The sequence below is a fragment of the Proteus sp. G3927 genome (assembly GCF_963894685.1).
In the GTDB taxonomy this organism is placed as follows: domain Bacteria; phylum Pseudomonadota; class Gammaproteobacteria; order Enterobacterales; family Enterobacteriaceae; genus Proteus; species Proteus mirabilis.
In genome coordinates, this window is sequence record NZ_CAWQGX010000024.1 from 187,919 (window position 1) to 212,670 (window position 24,752).

General features: G+C 39.0%; 18 protein-coding genes and 1 pseudogene. 13 read left to right on the forward strand and 6 right to left on the reverse strand.

The annotated features are described in order from the left end of the window. Positions 1–61: 61 nt before the first annotated feature. The 6 genes from hypB (at position 62) to yedF (ending at position 5,283) form a co-directional block, all read left to right on the forward strand. Positions 62–1,228 (forward strand): hydrogenase nickel incorporation protein HypB, encoded by a 1,167-nt coding sequence (gene hypB, locus AACV00_RS08245; protein WP_017827379.1) that lies wholly within the window; start codon positions 62–64, stop codon positions 1,226–1,228. Further along, entirely contained in the window at positions 1,219–1,485 is a 267-nt protein-coding gene (gene hybG, locus AACV00_RS08250) for a hydrogenase maturation factor HybG (RefSeq protein ID WP_004245178.1), read from the forward strand. The genes hypB and hybG overlap by 10 nt, the downstream gene beginning before the upstream one ends. Next, complete coding sequence (gene hypD, locus AACV00_RS08255; RefSeq protein ID WP_004248992.1) at positions 1,472–2,608, forward strand: hydrogenase formation protein HypD; 1,137 nt, start codon at positions 1,472–1,474, stop codon at positions 2,606–2,608. The genes hybG and hypD overlap by 14 nt, the downstream gene beginning before the upstream one ends. After that, positions 2,605–3,624: a hydrogenase expression/formation protein HypE gene (gene hypE / locus AACV00_RS08260; RefSeq protein WP_004245176.1), complete on the forward strand. Its 1,020-nt coding sequence runs from the start codon at positions 2,605–2,607 to the stop codon at positions 3,622–3,624. Before hypD ends, hypE begins: the two co-directional genes overlap by 4 nt. A 193-nt stretch (positions 3,625–3,817) precedes the next feature. Beyond that, entirely contained in the window at positions 3,818–5,044 is a 1,227-nt protein-coding gene (yedE, locus tag AACV00_RS08265) for a selenium metabolism membrane protein YedE/FdhT (protein ID WP_004245174.1), read from the forward strand. Further along, positions 5,041–5,283, forward strand: coding sequence for a sulfurtransferase-like selenium metabolism protein YedF (gene yedF, locus AACV00_RS08270; RefSeq protein ID WP_004245173.1), 243 nt, complete (start codon positions 5,041–5,043; stop codon positions 5,281–5,283). Before yedE ends, yedF begins: the two co-directional genes overlap by 4 nt. 82 nt (positions 5,284–5,365) lie before the next feature. On the opposite strand, the gene rdgC is transcribed toward yedF, so the two are convergent. Then, complete coding sequence (rdgC, locus tag AACV00_RS08275) at positions 5,366–6,274, reverse strand: recombination-associated protein RdgC (protein ID WP_004245172.1); 909 nt, start codon at positions 6,272–6,274, stop codon at positions 5,366–5,368. 1,332 nt (positions 6,275–7,606) lie between these two features. On the opposite strand from rdgC, the gene AACV00_RS08280 reads away from it, so the two are divergent. The 4 genes from AACV00_RS08280 to AACV00_RS08295 all read left to right on the forward strand — a co-directional run bounded on the left by AACV00_RS08280 (position 7,607) and on the right by AACV00_RS08295 (position 13,339). After that, entirely contained in the window at positions 7,607–8,797 is a 1,191-nt protein-coding gene (locus AACV00_RS08280) for a porin (RefSeq protein ID WP_223231988.1), read from the forward strand. Positions 8,798–8,883: 86 nt separating this feature from the next. Further along, entirely contained in the window at positions 8,884–10,839 is a 1,956-nt protein-coding gene (locus AACV00_RS08285; RefSeq protein ID WP_004248998.1) for a bifunctional 2',3'-cyclic-nucleotide 2'-phosphodiesterase/3'-nucleotidase, read from the forward strand. A gap of 82 nt (positions 10,840–10,921) precedes the next feature. Further along, a complete protein-coding gene (locus AACV00_RS08290; protein ID WP_004245169.1) occupies positions 10,922–11,698 on the forward strand; it encodes a ribonuclease T2 family protein in 777 nt (258 codons plus the stop codon). An 18-nt stretch (positions 11,699–11,716) separates the two neighbouring features. Then, on the forward strand, positions 11,717–13,339 hold the full coding sequence (locus tag AACV00_RS08295) for a bifunctional metallophosphatase/5'-nucleotidase (RefSeq protein ID WP_004245168.1): 1,623 nt from the start codon (positions 11,717–11,719) through the stop codon (positions 13,337–13,339). 311 nt (positions 13,340–13,650) lie between these two features. On the opposite strand, the gene AACV00_RS08300 is transcribed toward AACV00_RS08295, so the two are convergent. From AACV00_RS08300 to sbcD, 3 genes are all read right to left on the reverse strand, one after another. Next, on the reverse strand, positions 13,651–14,250 hold the full coding sequence (locus AACV00_RS08300; protein ID WP_004245165.1) for a nitroreductase family protein: 600 nt from the start codon (positions 14,248–14,250) through the stop codon (positions 13,651–13,653). 129 nt (positions 14,251–14,379) lie between these two features. Further along, positions 14,380–18,105: an AAA family ATPase gene (locus AACV00_RS08305; RefSeq protein ID WP_110706762.1), complete on the reverse strand. Its 3,726-nt coding sequence runs from the start codon at positions 18,103–18,105 to the stop codon at positions 14,380–14,382. Beyond that, positions 18,102–19,334 carry an exonuclease subunit SbcD gene (gene sbcD, locus AACV00_RS08310; RefSeq protein WP_004245162.1) on the reverse strand — a complete coding sequence of 411 codons (1,233 nt, stop codon included), beginning with the start codon at positions 19,332–19,334 and terminating at the stop codon, positions 18,102–18,104. The genes AACV00_RS08305 and sbcD overlap by 4 nt, the downstream gene beginning before the upstream one ends. 221 nt (positions 19,335–19,555) lie before the next feature. On the opposite strand from sbcD, the gene phoB reads away from it, so the two are divergent. The 3 genes from phoB (at position 19,556) to brnQ (ending at position 23,396) form a co-directional block, all read left to right on the forward strand. Then, positions 19,556–20,245, forward strand: a complete 690-nt coding sequence (phoB, locus tag AACV00_RS08315) for a phosphate regulon transcriptional regulator PhoB (protein WP_004249004.1) — start codon at positions 19,556–19,558, stop codon at positions 20,243–20,245. 23 nt (positions 20,246–20,268) lie between these two features. Beyond that, a complete protein-coding gene (gene phoR / locus AACV00_RS08320) occupies positions 20,269–21,561 on the forward strand; it encodes a phosphate regulon sensor histidine kinase PhoR (RefSeq protein WP_004245160.1) in 1,293 nt (430 codons plus the stop codon). Between the two features lie 497 nt (positions 21,562–22,058). Beyond that, a complete protein-coding gene (gene brnQ / locus AACV00_RS08325; RefSeq protein ID WP_012367452.1) occupies positions 22,059–23,396 on the forward strand; it encodes a branched-chain amino acid transport system II carrier protein in 1,338 nt (445 codons plus the stop codon). 280 nt (positions 23,397–23,676) lie between these two features. On the opposite strand, the gene AACV00_RS08330 is transcribed toward brnQ, so the two are convergent. Both AACV00_RS08330 and AACV00_RS08335 read right to left on the reverse strand, forming a co-directional pair. Further along, positions 23,677–23,970, reverse strand: a complete 294-nt coding sequence (locus AACV00_RS08330) for a helix-turn-helix transcriptional regulator (protein WP_004245158.1) — start codon at positions 23,968–23,970, stop codon at positions 23,677–23,679. Between the two features lie 388 nt (positions 23,971–24,358). Then, positions 24,359–24,752: pseudogene (locus AACV00_RS08335) on the reverse strand (hypothetical protein); the annotation flags it as partial.

A 24,752-nucleotide genomic window follows, 5' to 3' on the forward strand; every position in this document is an offset into this window, starting at 1 on the left:
TGTAGAACGTTTACGCGACACCGAGTCAAATTCTTCTTATTGAATAGTCAGGAGTCAGAATATGTGTAGCACTTGCGGTTGTGGTGAAGGTAATGTCAGCATTGAAGGCGTAGCGCCTCATTCACACGATCACCACCATCACTCTCACGACCATGATCATCACGACCATGGCCATCACCATCACGGTCATCACCATCATCATGGGCATGATCATCATCATGAACACAATGCTACTCCAGCGAATACTGTTCATAAATATATTGATAAGTCTGAGCAAAAGCATAAGCACAATTACGAAACTCATGGTCAGCCTATCATTATTCATCATCACCATTACCATAATAGTGGCGATGTTCATCTCCATTTTTATCATGATGCACAGCAAAATGAAGCCCAAGTGTTCCATGAGCATCATCATGGGAATGACGATCATCATGCACATTCTCATGAACATACTCATAGCCATGAACATGAACATAGCCATGAACACGAAGAACAATTTAGTCCAGTTATTGATAATGACAACATGCATTATGGGCAAGGGGAAGCTGGTACTCATGCTCCCGGAATTAGCCAAAAACGAATGTTAAAAATTGAGATGGATGTACTGGATAAAAATAATCGAATTGCCGTTCATAATCGTGAACATTTTGCCCAGCAAAATGTATTGGCGCTGAATTTAGTTTCAAGTCCCGGCTCCGGTAAAACAACGTTGCTAACTCAAACGTTAAAACAGCTAACGCAACGTGTACCTTGTGCGGTGATTGAAGGTGATCAGCAAACGACGAATGATGCTGATCGAATTCGTGAAACCGGGGTTGCTGCTATTCAAGTCAATACGGGTAAAGGTTGTCACCTTGATGCACAAATGGTGCATGATGCTACCCATCAATTAGGTTTAAAAGACAACAGTATTCTCTTTATTGAAAATGTTGGCAATCTGGTTTGCCCTGCTAGTTTTGATCTGGGTGAAAAACATAAAGTGGCTATCCTTTCGGTAACGGAAGGGGAAGATAAACCATTAAAATATCCACATATGTTTGCCGCTGCAGATCTGATGATTATCAATAAAATTGATTTAGTGCCACATCTTAATATCGATGTGCAAGCGTGTATTGAATCAGCGCGTCGCGTCAATCCTAATATTGAGATCATCGCATTATCTGCGACAACTGGCGAAGGTATGGAAGAGTGGTTAGCTTGGTTGGAGAGCCGTTTATGTGCTTAGGTGTTCCTGCCAAGATAGTTGAGGTGGGCGATGATGTCCACCAACTCGCTTATGCTGAAGTCAGTGGCGTAAAACGTGCCGTCAATATCTCTATGGTTTGTGAGGGTGACCCGTCAGAGTTATTAGATAAGTGGGTGCTTATTCATGTTGGATTTGCCATGAGTATTCTTGATGAACAAGAAGCTCAAGATACTCTGGATGCATTACAACATGTATATGGTGTTACCCTTGAAGAGGCTGATGATGCAATACGTTGATGAATTTCGTGATCCCGAATTGGCCAAAGCATTATTAGCTCAAATACGTGAAACTATTTCACAATGGCCTCATCCCATCACTCGCCCATTACAGATTATGGAAGTGTGTGGCGGACATACGCATGCCATTTTTAAATTTGGTCTCGACCGCTTATTACCACAAGAGATTGAGTTTGTTCATGGTCCCGGTTGCCCGGTATGTGTGTTACCTATGGGGCGCATTGATGCTTGCTTAGAAATTGCAGCCCGTCCAGAAGTCATTTTCTGTACTTTCGGTGATGCGATGCGGGTGCCCGGTCGTCATGGTTCAATGCTTGATGCTCGTCGTCGCGGTAGTGATATCCGTATTGTTTACTCACCGCTTGATTCATTAAAAATTGCGCAAGATAACCCTGATAAACAAGTGGTATTTTTTGGCTTAGGTTTTGAAACTACCATGCCAAGTACGGCGATGACGCTGCAACAAGCGAAATTACGTGGACTGAAAAATTTTTCGCTATTTTGTCAGCACATTACTATCGTACCGACTTTACGTTGCTTATTAGAGCAAGAAGATGTACGTATTGATGGTTTTATTGCCCCCGGTCATGTCAGTATGGTGATTGGCTGCACGCCTTATCAACCTTTATGTGATGAATTTGAAAAACCCTTTGTGGTGACAGGGTTTGAACCGTTGGATTTATTACAAGCTATACTGATGGTAGTAAAACAGCTTAAAGCAAAAGCTGAGAATGCAGATTATGTTTTAAGTATTGAAAATCAATATAGCCGTATTGTCCCTAATGAAGGCAATAAACTTGCGCAAAAAGCATTGAAAGATGTTTTTATGCTAAAAGAGAGCAGTGAATGGCGTGGACTTGGGGAGATCCCTATGTCTGGTATTCAACTAACACCTGCTTACGCTGAGTTTGACGCTGAACGACGTTTTACACCAGCACCACAACAAGTGGCTGATAATCCACAATCACGCTGTGGCGATGTATTAACCGGACGATGCAAACCTTCTGATTGCCCATTATTTGGTAAAAGTTGTACACCAGAAACGGCATTAGGTGCCTTAATGGTGTCATCAGAAGGTGCATGTGCGGCTTATTATCAGTATCGCCGTGAAGGTAATATATGAAACAACCTGATGAAATCACCTTAGCTCAAGGAAATGGTGGGCAAGGTATGCAACAACTTATCGAAGGGCTATTTTTGAAAGCATTCGATAATCCATTATTGAATGAAAAAGAAGATCAGGCTCGTATTGCATTAGCCGATCTCACAGCACAGGGCGATCGTCTGGCATTTAGTACCGACAGTTATGTGATTGATCCGATCATTTTCCCAGGTGGAAATATTGGTAAATTATCTGTTTGCGGAACCGCGAACGATCTTTCTGTAGGTGGAGCTGTACCTCGCTATCTCTCTTGTGGTTTTATTTTAGAAGAGGGACTTGCTTTTGAAACGCTAGAAACATTGGTGATGGCGATGGCAAAAGCCGCACAACAAGCAGGTATTCAGATTGTAACGGGGGATACCAAAGTGGTTCCTCGTGGTGCTGCGGATAAGATCTTCATTAATACTGCGGGTATTGGGGTGATCCCAAGTAAAATTGATTGGGCAGCGAGTCACATTAAAGCTGGTGATAAGATCATCGTCAGCGGTACAATAGGCGATCATGGTGCCACTATCTTAAATTTACGTGAAAATTTAGGATTGGAAGCTGATCTGCAAAGTGACTGTGCCGTGCTTGAACCAATGATTGCGCCTTTACGTCAAATTGACGGTATTCGTGCATTACGTGATGCAACTCGTGGTGGCGTGACCGCTATTTTACATGAGTTTTCTCAAGCCTGTGGCTGTGGCATGAATGTATATGAAAACAAACTGCCAATGAAACAGTCTGTACGTGGTGTGTGTGAATTATTAGGGCTGGAAGCACTCAATTTTGCTAACGAAGGTAAAATTGTATTAGTCGTGTCACCGCAAGCAGAAAAACAAGTTCTTGAGGCTTTACATCAACATACTTTAGGCCAAGATGCTTGTACCATTGGTGAAGTAACTGAAGAGCGTTATATTCGTTTAACGGGAATTTTTGGCACAAGTCGTATTTTAGATCTCCCTTATAACGAGCCATTACCCCGTATTTGTTAATTAAATCAAATCACTCAACTGATCTTTTAAATACTCATAAGTTATTTCTCTGTTACAGAAGTTTGTTATAACGCAAACTTCTGTCATTTATCTTAATTCTGATCCTTTGATAAAAATATTTTTGGAGTAACATGTTCGACCAATCCTACTGCGTGGAGAGGGTCTCTCGTGGGGGTAAGTTCTAGGGAAAAACATGTCTTGGTCAGAATTTAAATCTCAATACCTGATCCGTTTCTGGAAGCCTCTTCCGGCGGTTATTGCAGCAGGTATCTTATCTACTTACTACTTTGGTTTAACCGGCACTTTCTGGGCAGTTACTGGTGAGTTTACTCGCTGGGGCGGTCATGTGATGCAATGGTTTGGTGCGCATCCAGAAGAATGGGGTTACTTTAAAATCATTGGTCTTGAAGGGACACCACTCACTCGTATTGATGGGGTAATGATTATTGGGATGTTTGGTGGTTGTATTATGGCAGCACTTTGGGCCAATAATGTCAAACTTCGTCATCCTCAACATAAAGTGCGTATTCTTCAGGCCGTTTTGGGCGGTATTATTGCCGGATTTGGTGCACGTTTAGCCATGGGGTGTAACCTCGCGGCATTCTTTACCGGTATTCCTCAATTTTCATTGCATGCTTGGTTCTTTGCTGTTGCTACTGCTATTGGCTCTTATTTTGGTGCCAAACTTTCATTAATGCCACTATTTCGTATACCGGTAAAACTGCAAAAAGTCAGTAAAGCATCACCTATTACGCAAGATAAACAACGTGCAAAACGTCGCTTTCGATTGGGGATGGTTATCTTTTTTGCCATGATCGCATGGTCATTAATTATTCTATTTGATTCACCCAAACTCGGCTTTGCTATGCTGGGGGGAATTGGCTTTGGGATCTTAATTGAACGTGCGCAAATCTGTTTTACTTCCGCATTTCGTGACTTATGGATAACCGGTAGAACGCATATGGCGAAAGCGATTATTATCGGTATGGCGGTAAGTGCGGTGGGTATTTTTAGCTATGTACAATTAGGTGCTGCACCGAAAATTATGTGGGCCGGTCCTAATGCAGTTATTGGTGGTTTGTTGTTTGGTTTTGGTATCGTGCTTGCTGGTGGTTGTGAAACAGGCTGGATGTATCGTGCAGTTGAAGGGCAGATCCACTTTTGGTGGGTAGGTTTAGGTAACGTGATTGGTTCAACAATACTGGCGTACTATTGGGATGATTTTTCTGCGGTACTGGCTACCGACTACGATAAAATCAACCTATTAGATACCTTTGGTCCAGTTGGTGGATTAGCCATCACCTACCTGCTACTTGGTCTCTCTTTTATATTACTACTTTGGTGGGAAAAACATTTCTTCCGCAAAAGAGCGCAACAAGCGCAAGCGCTTTCAACACAAATTAATAAGGAAATCGCATGAACGAGAAAAAAACCATAGTGCCAGATTATCGTCTTGATATGGTCGGTGAGCCTTGTCCTTATCCTGCGGTGGCAACATTAGAAGCGATGCCGTCACTGAAAAAAGGTGAGATCCTTGAAGTGGTAAGCGATTGTCCTCAGTCTATTAATAATATTCCCTTAGATGCGAAAAACTACGGTTATACCGTATTAGATATTCAGCAAGATGGGCCGACAATACGCTATTTAATTCAAAAATAGCGGCGGAATAATTGATAAAAAAACAGCCTGATCATAGCGTGAGATAGGCTGTTTTTTTGTACTATGATATCGGGTGATAAAATTACTCGGCTTCACCACCAAGTACTTCGATAACCCTTTCAATTAGCGCGCTTAGTTCACCTGTCATTAAGACAAAATCGGCATCAAAACGCTGGGCAAAATCGGCTTTATCAATATCATCGTTTTGCTCACGCAAGGTATCACTAAATTTAATGCGCTTGATAGAGCCATCATCACAAAGCATGAATTGCAGGCGATCTTCCCAATCAAGAGAAAGCTTGGTGACAAACTTACCGGCTTCAATATGAGTGGCAATTTCATCAGAGACAAGCTCTTGTTTCTTACAACGTATCACGCCACCTTCTTCTAATACCGCTTTAAGCTCGGCTTCATCCATTAATGTAAAACCAGCAGGGAGTTCACCGGAACGAACCCATTGTGTCATTTTTGATTCGACAGACTCATTAAAATTGAGTGGAACCACGGGTAGCGAACCTAATGTTTTACGCAATAAGGCTAAATTATCTTCGGCACGTTTTGCACTACCTGAATCAACAATCACTAATTGTTTATCTAAATCTAACCAAATAAAGGTTTGTGAGAATTTGCTAAATGCGCGAGGAAGTAACGTGTGGACAACTTCATCTTTTAATGTCGCTTTTTCGGTTTTCTTTAATTTACGACCTTGTTCACCCTCTAACTTTTCAACTTTATCTTGTAGCGCTTGCTTAATGACGGTGGCGGGGAGGATCTTATCTTCTTTCCGTGCGCACATCATGACTTGTTTACCTGCAACATGGATAAGTGCTTCGCCACGATCACCCATAGGTGAAACCCAACCCGTTTTGGTCATATCTTGGCTACTACAAGGGGTGAATGCTAATGAAGCCAGCTGTTGTTCTAACTCATCCATTGACAGCGCTATCTCTTTATTTAAGCGATAGACCAAAATATTTTTAAACCACAGCATCTGACATTCCCCTTAATCATGATTAACAGCAATATGATACTGAATGTTAGCAGTATCTAAAAGGTAATATCCTTTAAAAGAAATTTATTATCGGCTCACAGTATAAAAACAGTGTTCAAGCTGAATCGAATAATTAGTAAAATTACTTTATGAAAATGAGTTTTATTCTTATTTGTTGCTAATTAACTTATCGTTTTACGGGAGAGATAATCTAAATCTCAAGGATTGTCGTAATGTGATAATTATCACGTAGTTGGGTTTTTATCCTATTTTTGAACGCTTTCTTTGCAACACTTTCAGATTTATCTCTGCATTAATTTACAAAAGAAAATTTATCTTGACGATTGGATGTGATTTTTATCACAGTTTTAAGAAAAAGTGACAGGTTGTTTTTCATGGTAACGATGGTGATCTAAATCACAAATATAAATATTTTTTTGCGGAAAATTGACAAAAACGCATAAATAGCCTTTTTATGTTAACTATGGTTATAGTTTAGCTTTAGTTATGATTAATAGAATCCGTCGTTCATAAACAAACATTGATTAGAGATTGTAATTAAACCTTACTCTTGTCCTATCTTGGTTGATATTTTTAGTTAATTATCCTTATAAAGTGTGTAGGTCATTCATTACTGCGAGTTAAATTGTAGTTAAATTTATTTTTAAGCTTATTTAAATAACAAGTAAATATAAAAATAGAAAATTATAGAATTGAGATAATAATATTTAAATCTTTAGGGTTATTTATTTAGTGGTTAAAAATAATACGTCCTTTTAAATATATTAAATAGCAAGGTAAATTTTTTTATTAGCAAAAACATTAGCTATGTAACAAAATGAAATATAAAAGAAAAATTAAAAAATGGTATTTTGAAAAAGTTGATTAAGTTCAAAAAATACGTATCTTTAAGCTTAATTGTGAAGCTCATCACTCAGGTATGTAACCATGAAAATATACTTTGATGTAATTGTGGGCTATATCACGAAAGTTAGGCTTTTTTTTGAGTAACATGCCAGCGAAAATTCAATGCTCTACTCGATTTGTGGATAGAAATAAAAGCAATGCCCTTATTTAAATAGTAATGAGGACATTATTTTTGTGTCTTATTGGTGAATATCTCTGTGTCAAGGAAATTAAAGCCTGTAAGAAAATTAAGTAGAGTAATAATAGCAGTTATAAAAATGAACGGTTGTAAAAGCGATTTTCTTGTTTGAGATCCGTGGCGGCGGCTCTTTGAACTGAAATCAGGGTTAATCATAGACGGCGGTATTATTTTTAACCTTAGAAAGAAAATCATAAAACTATAGAAAATAGATGGGTATTTTAATCATGAAAAGCTTAAAGCCTTTAGCAGCGCTGGTAGGTTTATTGGTTCTGTCGGGATCTGCAAACGCAGTAAATGTGTACAACGATAAAGGTACACGTTTTGATGTTAACGGTCAGTTCCGTTTAAAAACGCAAGTGACAAGTAAAGATCATGAAATGCGTATGCGTGATGATGGTAGCCGTATCGGTTTCTTTGGTTCCCATGAACTGACTAACGATATCAAAGTGTTTGGTAAGTTAGAGTGGGGTTCAGATACTCAAAAAACCAACAGTGATAATGAGAAAACAAACTTTGATCTGTACAACCGCGTAGGCTATGTCGGTTTTTCTCATCGTGATTATGGACAAATCCAATTTGGTCGTACTTATATCCCAATTGACTGGGTAAAAAAATCAAGCTACGGCTATGGTAATACAGGGGTATTTTACTTTAGTGATGTATTAGGCCGTGCAGTAGGTTATTCAAGTAAAGGGGTTGGTAAAAACAACTTTATGACCCGTTTACCACAAACTATCTTTATTGAAACAAACCGTTATGAAGGCTTTAAATTAGCGGCAACTTTAACGGGTAAAGATGGTAAAGATAATGATGGTGATGGAAAAAATGGCGATCGCAGAACCGGTGATATCCGTCATGCCTATTCTGTCGTTGGTTTCTATAAATCAACTTTCGGTTTAGAGTTTGATGCGGGTTACTCAGCAGCTGTAGGTGAGCCTAATCTATACCCAGATAGTGTTGTTGGTAATAAAAAACCAGAAAATAGTATCTTAGCATTCGGTGCTGAATACTTCTTCCCTGGTCGCGAATTCTCTATCGGTATCGACTATGGTCAATCTCGCGGTAAAAATACTGGCTTAACCTTAAGAGAAGGTGCAACTGAGAAAGACTATAAATGGAACTCAGTTAAAGGCGATTGGAAAGCGAATTTATATGGTGTTGGTGTGAAATGGCACTGGGATCGTATCGAAAGTGGTATGTATGCGGGTTATTACCTGCGTGATGGCGATGCTAACACTTTCAACTACAAAAAAGAAACCTATACTGTGGGTGTAGATAAACGTTTTGCGGTATCTAAATACAACAACTTACGTTTATTCGCTGAAATGGCATATGATGATGCTCGTAGCGAAAACCCAGCTTATGAAGATAAAAAACAATATATCTTTGAAACTGGTATGCGTCTGTACTTCTAGTTTCATCAAAGCAAGTATTGTTTGACAGAAGTAATAAAAGGAGAGCAACTGTGCTCTCCTGTTAACCAATATATAAGGGGTGTGTAATGGTTAAGAATGTGTTGAAAATCTCAACATTAGCAATGTTGGTCGCATTCAATGTGAATGCTGCGACAGTCGATCTCCGTATTATGGAGACTTCGGATGTTCACAGTAACTTAATCGACTTTGACTACTTCAAAGACAAACCAACAGAACAGTTTGGTTATGTTCGTACGGCAAATTTAATTAAAGCCGCGAAAGCTGAAGCAACCAATGCGATTTTAGTGGATAACGGTGACTTGATCCAAGGTAGTCCACTGGCTGACTATCAAGCAGCTAAAGGCTTAGAGAAAGGGGAAGCTCATCCTGCGCACCAGTTAATGAATACCATGGGGTATACCGTAGGTAACTTTGGTAATCATGAATTTAACTATGGTTTAGATTACCTGAAAAAAGCCATTGCGGGCGCTGAATTCCCATATATCAATGCCAATATCATGGATGCGAAAACAGGCAAAAACTATTTCACACCTTATATCATTGTTGATACACCAGTAAAAGATCGTGATGGCAAAGAGCACACTATCAAGATTGGTTATATCGGCTTTGTACCACCACAGATTTTAATCTGGGATAAAGCCAATCTGGATGGAAAAGTCGTTGTCAATGATATTACAGAAACAGCGAAAAAATTCGTTCCTCAAATGAAAAAAGAGGGTGCGGATCTGATTGTGGCTATCCCTCACTCTGGTTTCTCTTCTGAACCTTATAAAGCTATGGCTGAAAACTCAGTCTATTATCTGAGTGAAGTTGATGGCATTAACGCTATTATGTTTGGTCATGCTCACGGCGTATTCCCAAGTAAAGAATTTGAAGGCATTAAAGGTGTTGATGTTGCTAAAGGCACTGTAAATGGTGTTCCAGCAGTAATGCCAGGCCAATGGGGTGATCACTTAGGTGTTGTCGATATGGTTATCAATAACGACAGCGGCAAATGGGTGATGACCCAAGCAACAGGTGAAGCGCGTCCTATCTTTGATAAAGCAAACAAAAAAGCATTAGTTGAACGTGATGCCGAGTTAGCGCAAATCATTGAAAAAGCACACCAAGGTACTCGTGATTTCGTCGGAAAACATATTGGTAAAGCGTCAGCTAATATGTATAGCTTCTTAGCTTTAGTACAAAGTGATCCAACGGTACAAATCGTTAACGATGCACAGGTTGATTATACTAAACACTTTATTCAAGGTGATCCGAACTTAGACGGCCTGCCAGTATTAGGTGCAGCAGCACCATTTAAAGCCGGCGGACGTAAAAATGCACCTGCAGACTTCGTTGAAGTAGAAAAGGGTGACTTAACATTCCGTAACGCAGCAGACTTATATCTGTATCCAAATACATTAGTGGTTGTAAAAGCAACCGGTGCAGATGTTGTTGAGTGGTTAGAATGTTCAGCGGGTATGTGGAACCAAGTTGATCCTAACTCAACCAAACCACAATACTTAATCAACTGGGATGGTTTCCGTACTTATAACTTCGACACTATCAGTGGCGTAGAGTATAAAGTTGATTTAACTCAGCCTGCTAAATATGACGTTGATTGCCAAGTTGTCAATAAAGATGCAAACCGTATCAAAAATGTCACTTACCAAGGCAAACCTATCGATCCTAAAGCAACTTTCTTAATTGCAACCAATAACTATCGTGGATACGGTGGTAAATTTGCGGGTACAGGTGAAAGCAATATCGCCTTTGCATCACCAGATGAAAACCGTGCAATTTTAGCTTCTTATATTGCTAAGCAAACGAAAGAAAATGGCGAAGTTGCAACAAAAGCTGCGAATAATTGGTCTTTCTTACCGATTAAGACAGATAAACAATTAGATGTTCGCTTTGAAACTTCACCAAGTGAAAAAGCCGCTAACTTTATTAAAGATTTTGCTCAGTATCCAATGACCTTTGTGGAAAATGACGATATCGGTTTTGCAATTTACAAAATCGACCTAACTGAGAAGAAATAATCTTATAGACCTGTCCATTCGGGCAGGTCGTTCTCATGTTTTGGCGTGAAAGAGTGCAGTTATTGCTCTTTAAGGGGATTTTATGCGCTTTATAAAGCTATTACCTGCTATTTTAGCTGTTATTTTAGCGGGTTGTGTGACACAAGCACCTGAAGTTAAACAACCATTAAAACCGCAAGCAAAATTAGTTGAAGGCGTATCTTGTATTTTACCTGATGCACCTACTGCCAATTATGACTATATTGCGACAAATGATCGTTATGGTCAAAATAGTAAAGCATCAACAGATTACTTTAAATTAGCCATTAATTACTCACCGGCTTTTTGTGATTATAAAAAAAATAATATTAAGCGTTTAAATAACGATAACGAAAAAGAGCGTGCTAAACGCGAATTCGATAAATTTGAAATCCAGTGTTTCTCAGATAATAAATTTGGCTGGATTGTTCATGGGCTATGGGCTGAAACCTGCGATGGTAAATCATGGGATGAATGCCGTGACTGGAAAGACATACGCAAGCATCCTCGTTTATGTAAAGGGGATTTACCACCATTAGAATACTCAGCGATTAAACCTTACTTATGTTCATCACCGGGTATTGACTTATTGCAAGGTGAATGGGAAAAACATGGCGTTTGTGCCTTTGATACGCCAGAAGCATTCTTTGGTCAGCAACAAGCGTTATTTGACGCATTAGTGTTACCAGAAGGCCGCCCTTCAAATAGTGAATTGATTAAGTTCTTAAAAGAAAATAATCCATCATTGAAGGATAAAGAAATTCAAATTAATCGAGATGAATTCTATATTTGTTATAGCAAAGATTTCGAAGTGATTGATTGTCCGAAACGTGAATATTGATCTAGGGATAAAACTTAAATGAACCATAAATATAAACTCGTAGCCCTTGCAGTAAGCTCCGTCTTATTAGCAGGTTGTGCTAAAAATTATGACGAAGCGAACGTCGTTGATGTCCGTGTGATTGCACTCAATGACTTCCATGGTGCATTAAAAGCACCAGGTCCAAACAAGCCTGGTGGTATTGAGCATATGGCTACGCTGGTCAAAGAGCTGAAAAAAGATAACCCAAATAATATTGTGGTAGCTGCCGGTGATATGGTTGGTGCTAGCCCACTGTTATCTTCAATGTTCCATGATGAGCCAACTATTGAAGCGCTGTCATTAGCAGGTTTAGAAGCAACTTCAGTGGGTAACCACGAATTTGATAAAGGTATGGGTGAGTTACTGCGTAAGCAAAACGGTGGTTGCCATCCAGTTACAGGTTGTCAAGGTCCTACTGAATTTAAAGGTGCTGATTTCCAATATTTAGCGGCTAACGTGACTGTTAACGAAACAGGTAAAACGTTATTCCCTGAATATGTGATTAAAGAGTTCAATGGTATTCCGGTTGCCTTTATTGGTTTAACTTTAGAAGGTACTGCGGCTATCGTGACACCAAAAGGAACTGAAGGTTTAAGCTTCCACAATGAAGCAAAAACAATCAACGCTTTAGTGCCTAAGTTACAAGCTCAAGGTGTACAGGCGATTGGTGTTCTGATCCACGAAGGTGCTGCACAGCGCCGTGATGGTGGTCCAGTAAATATCAACGCATGTAATGGTATTACAGGTAAAGTACTTGGTGTGGTTGAACAATTAGATCCAGCGGTTGACTTTGTTGTAACGGGTCATACTCACCAAGCTTATAACTGTACTATTAACGGTAGATCAGTGACTTCTGCACAATCTAATGGCGCAATGTTAACGCGTATCGACCTGAAATTAGATAAAACAACGAAAGATGTTGTTGATGTAGAAGCGCGTAATATTTGGGTTGATAACCGCAAATATGAAAAAGATCCTGCTGTCACTAAACTGTTAGAAGCTTACGAGAAAATTGCTACACCATTAGCGAACCGTATTATTGGTAAACTAGAAGGTAACTTAACCAAGCAAACTAACGATGCAGGCGAATCGGGTCTAGGTCAAGTTATTGCTGATGCCCATTTATATACGGCAAAACCAAAAGATATGGGTGGCGCACAAATCGCCTTAATGAACAGTGGCGGTATTCGTGCTGATATGACGGGTGGTGATGTTTCTTATAACGCTATTTATACCGTACAACCATTCTCTAATGTACTGTTAACACAAACATTAACGGGTGAGCAGATCAAACGCTTATTAGAGCAACAGTGGGATCGTTCACGTCCACAAGTATTAGCGGTATCGGGTAATTTCCAATATACATGGGACAGCAAAGCACCTGTTGGACAACGTGTGATTGTTGAATCAATGCGTATTGATGGTAAGCCTGTGGATATGAAAGCGAATTACCGTGTAGTTGCAAATGAATACTTAGCAACAGGCGGTAGTAACTTCTCTGTACTGAAAGAAGGTAAAGATCCGGTTTACAGCGTGCCAGATGTTGATGCAGTAGTGAAATACTTTGCTGAGCAGTCACCTATTGCTCAACCAAAAGCGAACAACATTACTCGTAAATAACATATTTTCATACGCCTTGTGAAAATAGCACCTCTTACGAGAGGTGCGTAACTAAATAAAGAGAGCAAAGTGTTGAACACAAAGGGTCCATCCCTACCTTTGTATTCATTACGCACTTTGCTCTTTTTTATGTTTTTTTACTCATGGGTTGCCAATAAGCTGGAACTGTATTTATTACATATAGGCTCTCATGAAAATTTTTATTGCTCCCTTTATTATTTGTCGAGGGCAAAAAAAAGCCCACAGAGGCTGTGGGCAAGGAATGAAAATAAAAAGAGGGTATTTGGATCAGATGTCTATATTAAAGTCTATTATTTGAAGATTTTAAAACGAGCGTCATCTTCAATATAATTTTTCTCACTTGCTTCTTGTTCGATAGAGCCAAAGACCATTTGTGCTCTTAATTTCCAATGGCGAGGAATATCCCAAGTTGCGTGAACCTCATCATCAATAATTGGATTGTAGTGTTGCAGTGATGCCCCTACATTTTCAGCCGCAAGGGCAGTCCAGACAGAAAGCTGAGCCATACCACTGGCTTGCTCTGACCAAACAGGAAAGTTTTCAGCATACAGTGGGAACTGCTCTTGAAGCCCTTTAACGATATCAGTATCTTCAAAATAAAGGATGGAACCTGCACCGGCAGCAAAGCTATTAATTTTGGCTTCTGTTGCGCTAAATGCATCCGCAGGGACTAATTTTTTCAGAGTATCTTTAACGATATTCCATAGTTTCTGATGTTGTTCACCAAATAAAACAACAACACGAGAAGTTTGTGAGTTAAATGCGCTAGGGCTTTCTTTAACCGCTTCTTTGATAATAGTGGCGACTCTGTCTTCGCTAATAGGCAGTTGATTACCTAAATGATAAATTGTTCTACGTTTTTTCATTAATTCTGTGAATGCGTTAGACATGCTTATCTCCTTGATAAATATAAGCGTTTAAAGCTGTTTAGCCTGAGCTAATCTATGCACATACTATAGACGCTGTGGGTGATTTATTGATATCTAAAAATTTTAACCACTTACATCAAATTATTAGAGCTAGTCTTTAACTGATTGATTTTCATTGCTCTTATTACCATATCTAAACTCTGGTGCTAGCTGACTTATCCCTAAACCCCCCGCTTTTTTCACTTTTATTTGTACCGGAATACGCTCTTTCATCGCTTCAACATGACTGATCACACCAATAATTTTGCCAGAAGCATTAAGGCTATCTAAGGCATCTAAAGCAATATCTAGTGTATCAGGATCGAGAGTGCCAAAGCCTTCATCTAAAAAGAGTGACTCAATTTGCGTCTTATTACTGACTAAATCAGATAACGCTAAGGCAAGGGATAAGCTGACTAAAAAACTTTCTCCACCAGAAAGTGTACGTGTATCGCGTAGAGCATCTGCTTGCCATGTATCGGCAATCTGTAATTCAAGGCTACCTGTCGTTTTGCGTTGTAAAAAGTAACGACCATGTAGTTTTTCTAAGCGACGATTAGCCAGATAGATAAGATGGTCGAGGGTTAACCCTTGGGCAAAGCGACTAAATTTATCACCAGATGCAGAGCCAACTAACTCATTTAAATAACTCCAATCATCATAATGCGCTTGCTGTTTGGCTATTTGCGCTAATAGTGTTTGTTGCTCTATCCGTTTTTCATCATCTTGGCGTAATTGTATTTGCAGACTAAATAGTGTTTCTTGCAACGCTTTGTGTTGCTTTGCTAAGTCGTCTAAATGGATATTACATTGCTCAGCAGTACATTGTGTTGAGAGTAATGGTTGTTGTAATAAATGTTGTTGATAGGCTTTTTCTTGAGTCTCAAGGCGCGTTTTTTCTTGTAAAAGTTTATCAAGTCGCTGTTTTTGCTGCTCTTGTAGACGTGTTCTTTCCTCTACCGATAATAGAGAGGCTAAAAAGTCATTTTCATCGGCAAAAAGACTCTCTTTTAACGCGTGTTGATAGTGTTCAGTGGCTTGTTGTGCTTGTGTTATTGCTCGTTGTAGGGCTTTTTCATTCTCTTGATATTGGCCAATTAATTGATTAAGTCGGTTTTCTAGTTGGTTTTTTTCTTGAGTATATTGCTCAATCTGGGTTTGTAAAAATTGGCTATGTTTATCAAGTTCACTACGTACCTGCTCTACAGATTGTGAACCAAATAAGGCTTGTCGTTGATCCTGCCATTGTGTTTGTTGGTGCTGTTGTTGGCTTAATTTTGCTAATAGCGCCTCAAGTTCAGCCTGTTTTTCTGCTAAATAACGTTTTTTTTCATTTTGCGTCACTTGCTGTTCACGTAGGCTTTGTTGTAATAGCTGAAGCTCTTTTAACTGACTTTGATATTGCAGGTGCTCTTGTTGACGAGCCGCCAACCATGGCGTGAACTGCTCAAATTCAGGGAGTGTATAGCCTTGTTTTTCAATCGCTGACTGAATATGTTGTGCTAATTGTTGTTGCTGTTGGTGCAAGTGCTCGCTTTGTTGCTGATAGGTTTTGATTGTTTTTTGCAAATAATCTAAATCATTTTGCTGTTGCTTAACCGATTGTTGTTGTTGATTAAATTGCTCTTTTGCATTGAGAAAATGCGTATTCTTTTGATGTGTTTGGGCTTCTAATTGCTGATAACTGTCAAGTTTTTCTGTGAGAATAAGCTCTTGCTGATTTAATGATTGTTCTAATGTCAGTAAGTTATCTGCATCATCAACTAACGGTAAATGGTGTGCTTGTGCTAACGTCTGCCACTGTTGGGTCAGTACGCTATTCTCTTGGGTTAACTGAGCGATATTGTCACTCAAGGTGCTATTTTGTGAGCCATAGTTTACCAGTTGGGTTCGCTGTTCGGCTAAGGTGATGGTGAGTGAATGCACCTGCTGTTGTAATGCTTCTAAACGTAGCTTTGTCTCATCTGGTTTGATGTCATGATAGGTTTCTACATAAGGATGCTGTGTTGAGCCACATAGAGGACAAGGTTTATCTTTCAGTAAACGTGCACGCTCTTGCTCATATTCGGCGACTTTTTGTAGCAAAAGATAGTTGTCATTTAAATCTTTAAGATGTTGTGCTTTCTCTTTTAGTGCCAGATCATTTTCTGCAATCGTTTGGGTTAGAGTCGCTATTTTTTGCTGATTTTCACTCAATGTAGTTTGATAATGTTGCTGCTCTTTGCCATTACGTTGTAATTGAGTGTGTAAATTTATAATTTTTGCCAATGCATTTTTTTGCAGATTAATTTGTTGTAATCGCGGTTTTATTTCATCGGGTTTGTCTGCTTTTTGACGCGCTTCCAATTGTGTTTGATAAGATTGTAGTTGCTGTTGCTGTAAATTAAGTTGCTCTTGTTGGGTGGCTAATGTTTGGGTAGCTTGTTGTAATGCTTTTTCCAAACTTATGACTTTTTCCTGCTCTGCTGTTTCTCGTTTTTGGTTGGCAAGATATTGGCTTGATATTTCATTATATTGCTGAAAATAGTGTTGCCATAAGGGTAGATTTTCCGCAAGTTGTGCATGATAGGCATGTTGTGTTAAGTCGTTATTTAATTGATTAACTTGTTGTTGTGTGGTGATTAATTTTTTCTCGGCTAACTGAGAATGTTGCAGATATTCAGCGCATATTTTTTCTAATTTATGTTTGTGTTGGTTATTAGTACTAATTTCTTGTTGTAACAGCACCAATTGATTATCTAAAGGCAGTACCTTCTCACGAATTAACCGTAAAGTGTGCTGTTTTTTCTCATGATGCGTTTTTAATTGTTCATGAAAGTCTGCCAATTTTTTATTGATAGGTAGGCTTTGTTGTTCAATAGCCTGTTTTTCTGTTTTTAAGCTTGTTAACTGTGTTGCTAAATAGTTTTGCTCTGTAAGACGACGATTTTTTTCATCATAAAGAGGGCGAATTTTTTCTGCTGGCTCATTTTTTTCTAAGCGTTGAATATCGGGTTGAGCAATAATTAATGCCTGTTGAGCCTCATTGAGTCCCGCTTGGGCTGATTGTTGTTGCTGCTGAATTTCTAGCGCTTTTTCTTGCCATTGCTTAGCAACTTGGTATTCCTGTTGCTCTTTTTGTAACCTTGTTACTTGTGCTTGAATATTGGCTTGTTGTGTTAATAGCTCTTGGCGTGTTGTTGCATCCAATAATGCCATCATTTGAGCTTGTTGTTTTAGCGTATTTAAAGCCTGCTCTTCTTCGCGCCAATGTTTAAAAATTGTTTGTGAAATATGGCGATAGATATCTGTACCAGTAAGCTCTTCAAGTAGCTCTGCACGAGATTTGTCATCAGCGTTGAGAAATGCAGCAAATTGCCCTTGTGATAACAACATGGATTTAGTGAAGCGATCGAAATCTAATCCGGTGATCGAGATTATTTTTTCTTTTACTTGGCTAATTTTATTGGCTAAAACTTTATCTTCACCGCCTAAACGATTAATTTTTGCTAACTCAGCCTGTGGGGCTTGTAAGTTTCCCTCTTCTTTATAATTAGCACGACGTTGTTCCCAAAATGCCCGATAAGCAACCCCTTTAACTTCAAATTCCACTTCAGCTAAACATTCTGCAGTGTGACGAGTCATTAATTCATTTTGAGATTGGGTTACTTTATCTAAGCGTGGCGTTCTGTGATATAACGCTAAACTAATTGCATCTAAGAGCGTGGTTTTACCGGCACCTGTCGGGCCTGTAATGGCAAATAGTCCATTGCTAACAAAAGGCTCTTGATCAAAGTTAATTTTCCATTCGCCTTTGAGTGAGTTAATGTTTTTAAAGCGCAGACTTAAGATTTTCATCGTGCGTTGTTATCCTCTTGCTCTGCCATTTCAACCGCTTGCTTAAAGAGTGTGGTTAACCGTGTTTTGTCTTCCTCGGTTTCAAACTGGTGTTGAGCTAAGCGCCTTTCAAATACATCATATACAGTCAGTTCAGTTAGGGTTTCTTTCTCATTTTGCATCAGTGCTTGACGTTGTTTTCTCGCTCTTCTTAATACGATCACTTCAAAGAGTGGCGATTGAGTTAGCTCTTGAATACGGGTTTGAATATCACTGAGATAATCTTGAGTTGAAACTTCAATATCTAGCCAAATCGTGGTATCCATTTCATTATATTGTGTTGCTAACTTTTCGAGTTGTGTGGCAATTTCTTGTAACGAGCCTGAAAGAGTGCGTAATAGCTGAAACTCAGGGATGGGTAATAGTGTCATTTCCGCTAACTTATCTTGCTCAAAATCGATAAGACAAACACTTTTCTGTTGTGCACTTTCATCAAAACTTAATGGAATAGGTGAACCACTGTAGCGAATATGACCCGATTTATTGACGCGCTGTGGACGATGAATATGACCAAGGGCGATATAATCAAATGGAGGAAATAGGGTTGCGTTAAAGGCTTCTAATGTGCCGATATAAATTTCACGTACCGAATCGCTAACACTGGCGCCAATCGTTGTCAGATGCCCTGTGGCAATGATAGGGATGTTAACATTGAGTTGTTTTCGTAAGTCAAGCGCGGCTTGATATTGGCGTTGATAATAATCTGCGATCGCTTCTTTTAAAGCGCCCTGTTTGTCTGCTCCCGATTGCCCACTTTTGCTATTTATCATATCTCTAGGGCGTAAATAGGGGATTGCACAAAGTAATGCTCCAGGTGTGTGATTTTTTTGATAAAGAATAATAGGGGCTTGTGGGGTTTCAGTGTGAACATTAGCAATGACGGTGGTATTTAAACATGCTAACAGTGATTTAGATTCATTTAGCGTTGCCACAGAATCATGATTACCCCCTAAAATAATCAGTTGGCACTGAGTATCTCTTATTGCGACGACAAATCGATTATAAAGTTCTCGGGCATAACTGGGGGGGGAGCCAGTATCAAAGATATCCCCTGCAACAATAACTGCATCAACTTGTTGTTCACGGATTTGCGCTAATAGCCAATCGAGAAATTGTTGGTGCTCTTGGGCGCGAGTTTTTGTAAAAAAATATTGTCCTAAATGCCAATCTGAGGTGTGAATAATCCGCATTGCTATCCCTTAATGTTAACTGCCGTCAGTATAGCGCACCTTACTTTTTTAGTGAAAATCCACCTATGAGCTACGTATTTTGAGTGAAATTACACCAATTTTAGCCTTATTTACCTTAACAATGACACTGTATTCCAGTATTGTCATAGTCAGTCATAAATCTGTCATAAAAGTGCCTCATAATCATTATGACCCTCTATATAAATAACACAGGATAGAGTATGGCAAGGCGTATTCTTGTTGTTGAAGATGAAACCGCAATTCGAGAGATGATCTGTTTTGTATTAGAGCAAAATGGTTTTCAGCCTATTGAAGCTGAGGACTATGATACTGCATTGAGTTTTCTGATTGACCCTTACCCTGATCTGGTTTTATTAGATTGGATGATCCCCGGAGGCTCGGGTATCCAAGTGATTAAACAGATGAAGCGTGAAAATAATACCCGTGATATTCCTATTATTATGCTAACAGCAAAAGGGGAAGAAGAAGATAAAGTCAAAGGTCTCGAAACAGGCGCAGACGACTATGTGATTAAACCTTTTTCGCCTAAAGAGCTGGTGGCTCGGGTAAAGGCTATTTTACGACGATTGTCACCGATGTCGGCAGAAGATGTGATTGAATTTAATGGATTAAGTCTTGATCCTGTTTCACATCGAGTTACCAGTCAAGATAAACCCATTGATATGGGGCCTACCGAATTTAAACTTCTCCACTTTTTTATGACCCATCCCGAACGTGTATATAGCCGAGAGCAGTTGCTAAACTATGTTTGGGGCACCAATGTTTATGTCGAAGATCGTACTGTCGATGTACATATTCGTCGATTGCGTAAAGCTATAGAGCAAGATGGCCATGACCGAATGATACAAACGGTACGAGGAACGGGATATCGTTTCTCTGCTCGATTTTGAGTTGATAAGGGAGTAATTAACTGGTGTTAGAACGACTCTCATGGAAAGCCCTCGTGTGGGGGCTATTTCTATTTTGTTTACCTGCCTTTGTATTATCACTATTTATCGGCCACCTTCCTTGGTTGCTCGTGGTCTCATTACTGAGTGCCTTGATATGGCACGCCTATAATTTAATGAAATTATCTAAATGGTTATGGCTCGATAGATCGGTATTACCCCCAGAAGGAAAAGGGGGCTGGGAGCCTATTTTTTATGGTATACGACAAACACAGCAACGTAACCGTAAACGCCGTCGAGAATTAGGTGATTTAATTAAGCGTTTTCGTAGCGGGGCGGAGAGCCTACCAGATGCCGTTGTGATGATCACTAATGAAGGAAATATCTTTTGGTGTAATAGTCTTGCTCAGCATCTTCTAGGCTTTCGTTGGCCTGATGATAATGGACAAAATATTTTTAATTTATTGCGCTATCCCGATTTTTTACATTATTTCACCGTCGCCGATTTTAGCCGCCCTTTAACTATTGCATTAAATAATGGTGCTATTGTTGAATTTCGGGTGATGCCTTATGCGGATGATCAACGTTTAATGGTTGCTCGCGATGTGACCGAGAAGAATAAGTTAGAAAATTCGCGACGTGATTTTTTTGCTAATGTGAGCCATGAATTAAGAACACCTTTAACGGTTATTCAAGGCTATCTTGAGATGATGGAAGAGAATACCGCAGAAAACCCGGCTGAACATAAAGTGATTAAGACCATGCAAGAGCAAGCAAAGCGTATGGACTTATTAGTACAACAACTGTTACAGCTTTCACGTATTGAATCTGCGCCTCATATTGATTTGAACACGGTTGTCGATATGCCTGCGCTATTAAGCGTGCTTGAGCATGACGCGCACTCATTAAGCCAAGAACAACAAAATATCATCTTTGATATTGACCATAAATGGGCTGTTCGTGGTAATGAAGAGCAATTGCGTAGTGCCGTATCTAACCTTGTCTATAACGCCATAAATCATACCCCTGAGGGTACGACTATTCGCGTGAGTTGGAAAAAAGTACCACAAGGTATGTTGTTTAGTGTGTCAGATAATGGGCCGGGTATCAGTGCTGAACATTTAACGCGCTTAACCGAACGTTTTTATCGTGTAGATAAAGCGCGCTCCCGCCACACCGGTGGTACAGGGCTTGGATTGGCGATTGTCAAAAAGTCCTTACAACATCATCACTCAATACTGAATATTGAAAGTAAAGTCGGTGTAGGAAGCACTTTTTCTTTTATCATGCCGCAAACATTGTTAACAGAAAAAAAATAATTTCGTTTTTATCCTTATTTTATTAGTACCTTTATTACCTATTTTTAAAAGAGGTGATAAAGGTATTTTTGTCATATACCCATCAAATCAATATCAATAAAATCTAATATCGTAGCGTTAAATTTTAATATTATTAATTAATGGGAACTTTAATTGATGGCTAGATTGCCGTTTGGTGAGTGAAAAATATACAAATCATATCGGGGATAATTGGCGATATATAACAGTTATCACTGGCCTGAAAAAATACTTTAGATGATTATTCTGCTTTTTAGATCAGCTATTGCCTTTTTTCATTATAAAAGTTTTACTTGTGATCAGTTATCGGCGCTTTTTTCTATTTAATATGTAATTGCTCTGTGTAAAATGATTATTCTTAAATATTATTCTGAATAACCCATCATGAAGCAAAATAGATACTGCTGATATTTTTGTTGTATTTACTTTATATAGTAAATGTAAATTAACCATCCAATAACGATATATTAACAAATCTTATGGCACATCGATTAACTTCCAGAGACATTCTGGCATTAGGTTTTATGACTTTTGCTCTATTTGTTGGAGCAGGGAATATTATTTTTCCCCCAATGGTGGGGTTGCAATCAGGGGAATTTGTTTGGACTGCGGCCATTGGTTTTTTGCTAACCGGAGTTGGCTTACCTGTGCTAACAGTGGTGGCATTAGCGAAAGTGGGAGGGGGAATTGAAGCATTAAGCACCCCCATTGGTAAATCTATGGGACTTTTATTAGCAATAGTCGCTTATCTTGCTGTCGGCCCTTTATTTGCCACCCCGCGAACCGCAACGGTCTCTTTTAAAGTTGGCATTGCCCCTTTAGTGGGTGATAGTGATATTGCCTTACTTATTTATAGTGTTATTTACTTTTTAATTGTTATCGGTATTTCACTGTATCCGGGAAAATTACTTGATAGTGTTGGTCACATTCTGGCACCGATTAAAATTTTAGCCTTAGCTGTATTAGGTTTAGCTGCGCTATTTTGGCCAGCAGGAACGCCGATCCCCGCTACACAAGCGTATCAAGATATGGCATTTACCCAAGGTTTTATTAATGGCTATCTTACCATGGATACGTTAGGCGCGATGGTCTTTGGTATTGTTATTGTCAATGCGGCCCGCTCAAGAGGGATTGATAATTCGTCTTTATTAACACGTTATACTATGTGGGCGGGAATTATCGCGGGTGTGTTATTAACGGCGATTTATCTTAGTTTATTTAAGCTTGGTTCTGCTAGCGGCAGCATTATTCCAGAAGCAAAAGATGGCGCAGATATTTTACATGCTTATGTGCAACATACTTTCGGTAATTTTGGTAGTTTCTTTTTAGCTCTGCTTATTTTCTTAGCTTGTATGGTGACCGCGGTAGGTTTAACTTGTGCTTGTGCGGAGTTTTTTAGCCGCTATTTGCCTATTTCTTATCGTACATTAGTATTGATTTTGGCTGTATTTTCCGCGGTAGTCTCTAATCTTGGTTTAAGTAAACTGATTGCGTTCTCCATTCCTGTTCTGGTGATGATTTATCCTCCTTGTATTGTGATTATTCTGATGAGTTTCACTTTACGTTTTTGGCATAATCCAAGCCGTATTATTGCCCCTGCAATGGCAATAAGCTTATTTTTTGGCATTTTTGATGCCATTAAAGCATCCGATCATTTAAAACATTTATTACCGGATTGGGCGGCTAAATTACCATTAAGTGAGCAAGGATTAGCGTGGTTAATTCCTGTATTAGTGACTATTGTTATATGCGCTATTTACGATAAAGTAGCTGGCTCACAACATAAAAAAGTGATCCACTCTGGGATAAACAAATAAGCTAAAATACATTAAATTAAAATCTAAAAGGGAAACGGAAGTTTCCCTTTTTTACGAAATTAAAGTAAGTGTTGATTTTCTTTTAGGCGATTAGTAAGCGTTTTATCAATATCAGCACGAACGGAATTTGAAACGTCATACTCTTTAGCTAACGATGAGAATTGACTAATAATATCAACAGTATGATGGATATACGTTTGTGCTTGTTGCCAACTTTCAAAACCAGCTATTTCTGCAAGATGTTTGATTATGTTTAATGGTGGTTGTTTACCATGTTAGCTTAAAATTCATCTTGTAATACCTCTTCAATGGTTCTTGGTATACGAGGCTTATTGGCTTTTTTAGGGTCAACAACGGCATAAAGGTTATTTAAATCATCAAGACACTGCCAAAGTAACAGTAGTTGTCGTAATGAAATTTTGCCTTGTAACTCAAATTTTTTAATTGTTGATGCAGGGACGGTACTGCGCTCGGCAAGATGTTCCCGAGACCATTTTTCTTTTTCTCGTCGTTTTCGTAAATGAGTAGCAAAAGCTCGACTAACATCAATATCGGTAAGTAATGAGAGTTTCATTATTAGCTCTAAACATAAAATGGATACTATAATGTCCAATTATAGCATAATATGGCATAATTGGACATTATAGTGTCCATTTTTACAAGCTAACTTCTGTGAGGATTTTTACTAATTATAAGCATTCAGTAAAATTATTCATTGCAACGGGGTGCTGTTTTTCATCTAAATAGTAGTAAGTACTCACCACAATATTATCTTCACCTACAAAAAGTTATATTAAACTTAGTTTTAACTTAATAGCACAAAGTGGAAAAATAAATTTTATCCCGCTTAATTCGATGTGTACCTTTGTAGGGAAAACTGGAACTTAATCTATAACAATGAGTATACAACTACCTGAACATCACAAGCGTAAACAGGTCATTCCGTACCTTCCTTATCAATTTTACGCATGGTGTTTTTTCTCCTGATCAAGCTTTGCCAGAATCTGTTCGACCTGTTGCTCAAAATCAGCAGGAAGTGGGTTTTTACCAAAAGATAAAAAGGGCTTACGGGCTTGGTAATCAACAGGCGAAACGGCATCTCGGCCTTGTTGCATATAGGCATTAAGGAAAGTGATAAAACGGTGGTTTTCACTGTCAGTACTGGTTAGGAAACTGGAGTAGTGGGACACATTGGGGCGATAGAGGATCGTTTTTAATTGGCCTGTTTTTTCATTAATGCCATATAGTTTAATTGCCAACATGTTGCCCGCATAACCAAATTGCGCCTCTTTATAGCGGGTTAAACGCACTTTCCCCATGCCATAGCTATACAGTATTCCTCTTTGCCTATCAGCA

What these genes read in the sequence shown, in the direction of transcription:
- hypB (WP_017827379.1), top strand. Translation starts at nt 62, where the DNA reads ATGTGTAGCACTTGCGGTTGTGGTGAAGGTAATGTCAGCATTGAAGGC.
- hybG (WP_004245178.1), top strand. Translation starts at nt 1,219, where the DNA reads ATGTGCTTAGGTGTTCCTGCCAAGATAGTTGAGGTGGGCGATGATGTC.
- hypD (WP_004248992.1), top strand. Translation starts at nt 1,472, where the DNA reads ATGCAATACGTTGATGAATTTCGTGATCCCGAATTGGCCAAAGCATTA.
- hypE (WP_004245176.1), top strand. Translation starts at nt 2,605, where the DNA reads ATGAAACAACCTGATGAAATCACCTTAGCTCAAGGAAATGGTGGGCAA.
- yedE (WP_004245174.1), top strand. Translation starts at nt 3,818, where the DNA reads ATGTCTTGGTCAGAATTTAAATCTCAATACCTGATCCGTTTCTGGAAG.
- yedF (WP_004245173.1), top strand. Translation starts at nt 5,041, where the DNA reads ATGAACGAGAAAAAAACCATAGTGCCAGATTATCGTCTTGATATGGTC.
- rdgC (WP_004245172.1), bottom strand. Translation starts at nt 6,274, where the DNA reads ATGCTGTGGTTTAAAAATATTTTGGTCTATCGCTTAAATAAAGAGATA.
- AACV00_RS08280 (WP_223231988.1), top strand. Translation starts at nt 7,607, where the DNA reads ATGAAAAGCTTAAAGCCTTTAGCAGCGCTGGTAGGTTTATTGGTTCTG.
- AACV00_RS08285 (WP_004248998.1), top strand. Translation starts at nt 8,884, where the DNA reads ATGGTTAAGAATGTGTTGAAAATCTCAACATTAGCAATGTTGGTCGCA.
- AACV00_RS08290 (WP_004245169.1), top strand. Translation starts at nt 10,922, where the DNA reads ATGCGCTTTATAAAGCTATTACCTGCTATTTTAGCTGTTATTTTAGCG.
- AACV00_RS08295 (WP_004245168.1), top strand. Translation starts at nt 11,717, where the DNA reads ATGAACCATAAATATAAACTCGTAGCCCTTGCAGTAAGCTCCGTCTTA.
- AACV00_RS08300 (WP_004245165.1), bottom strand. Translation starts at nt 14,250, where the DNA reads ATGTCTAACGCATTCACAGAATTAATGAAAAAACGTAGAACAATTTAT.
- AACV00_RS08305 (WP_110706762.1), bottom strand. Translation starts at nt 18,105, where the DNA reads ATGAAAATCTTAAGTCTGCGCTTTAAAAACATTAACTCACTCAAAGGC.
- sbcD (WP_004245162.1), bottom strand. Translation starts at nt 19,334, where the DNA reads ATGCGGATTATTCACACCTCAGATTGGCATTTAGGACAATATTTTTTT.
- phoB (WP_004249004.1), top strand. Translation starts at nt 19,556, where the DNA reads ATGGCAAGGCGTATTCTTGTTGTTGAAGATGAAACCGCAATTCGAGAG.
- brnQ (WP_012367452.1), top strand. Translation starts at nt 22,059, where the DNA reads ATGGCACATCGATTAACTTCCAGAGACATTCTGGCATTAGGTTTTATG.
- AACV00_RS08330 (WP_004245158.1), bottom strand. Translation starts at nt 23,970, where the DNA reads ATGAAACTCTCATTACTTACCGATATTGATGTTAGTCGAGCTTTTGCT.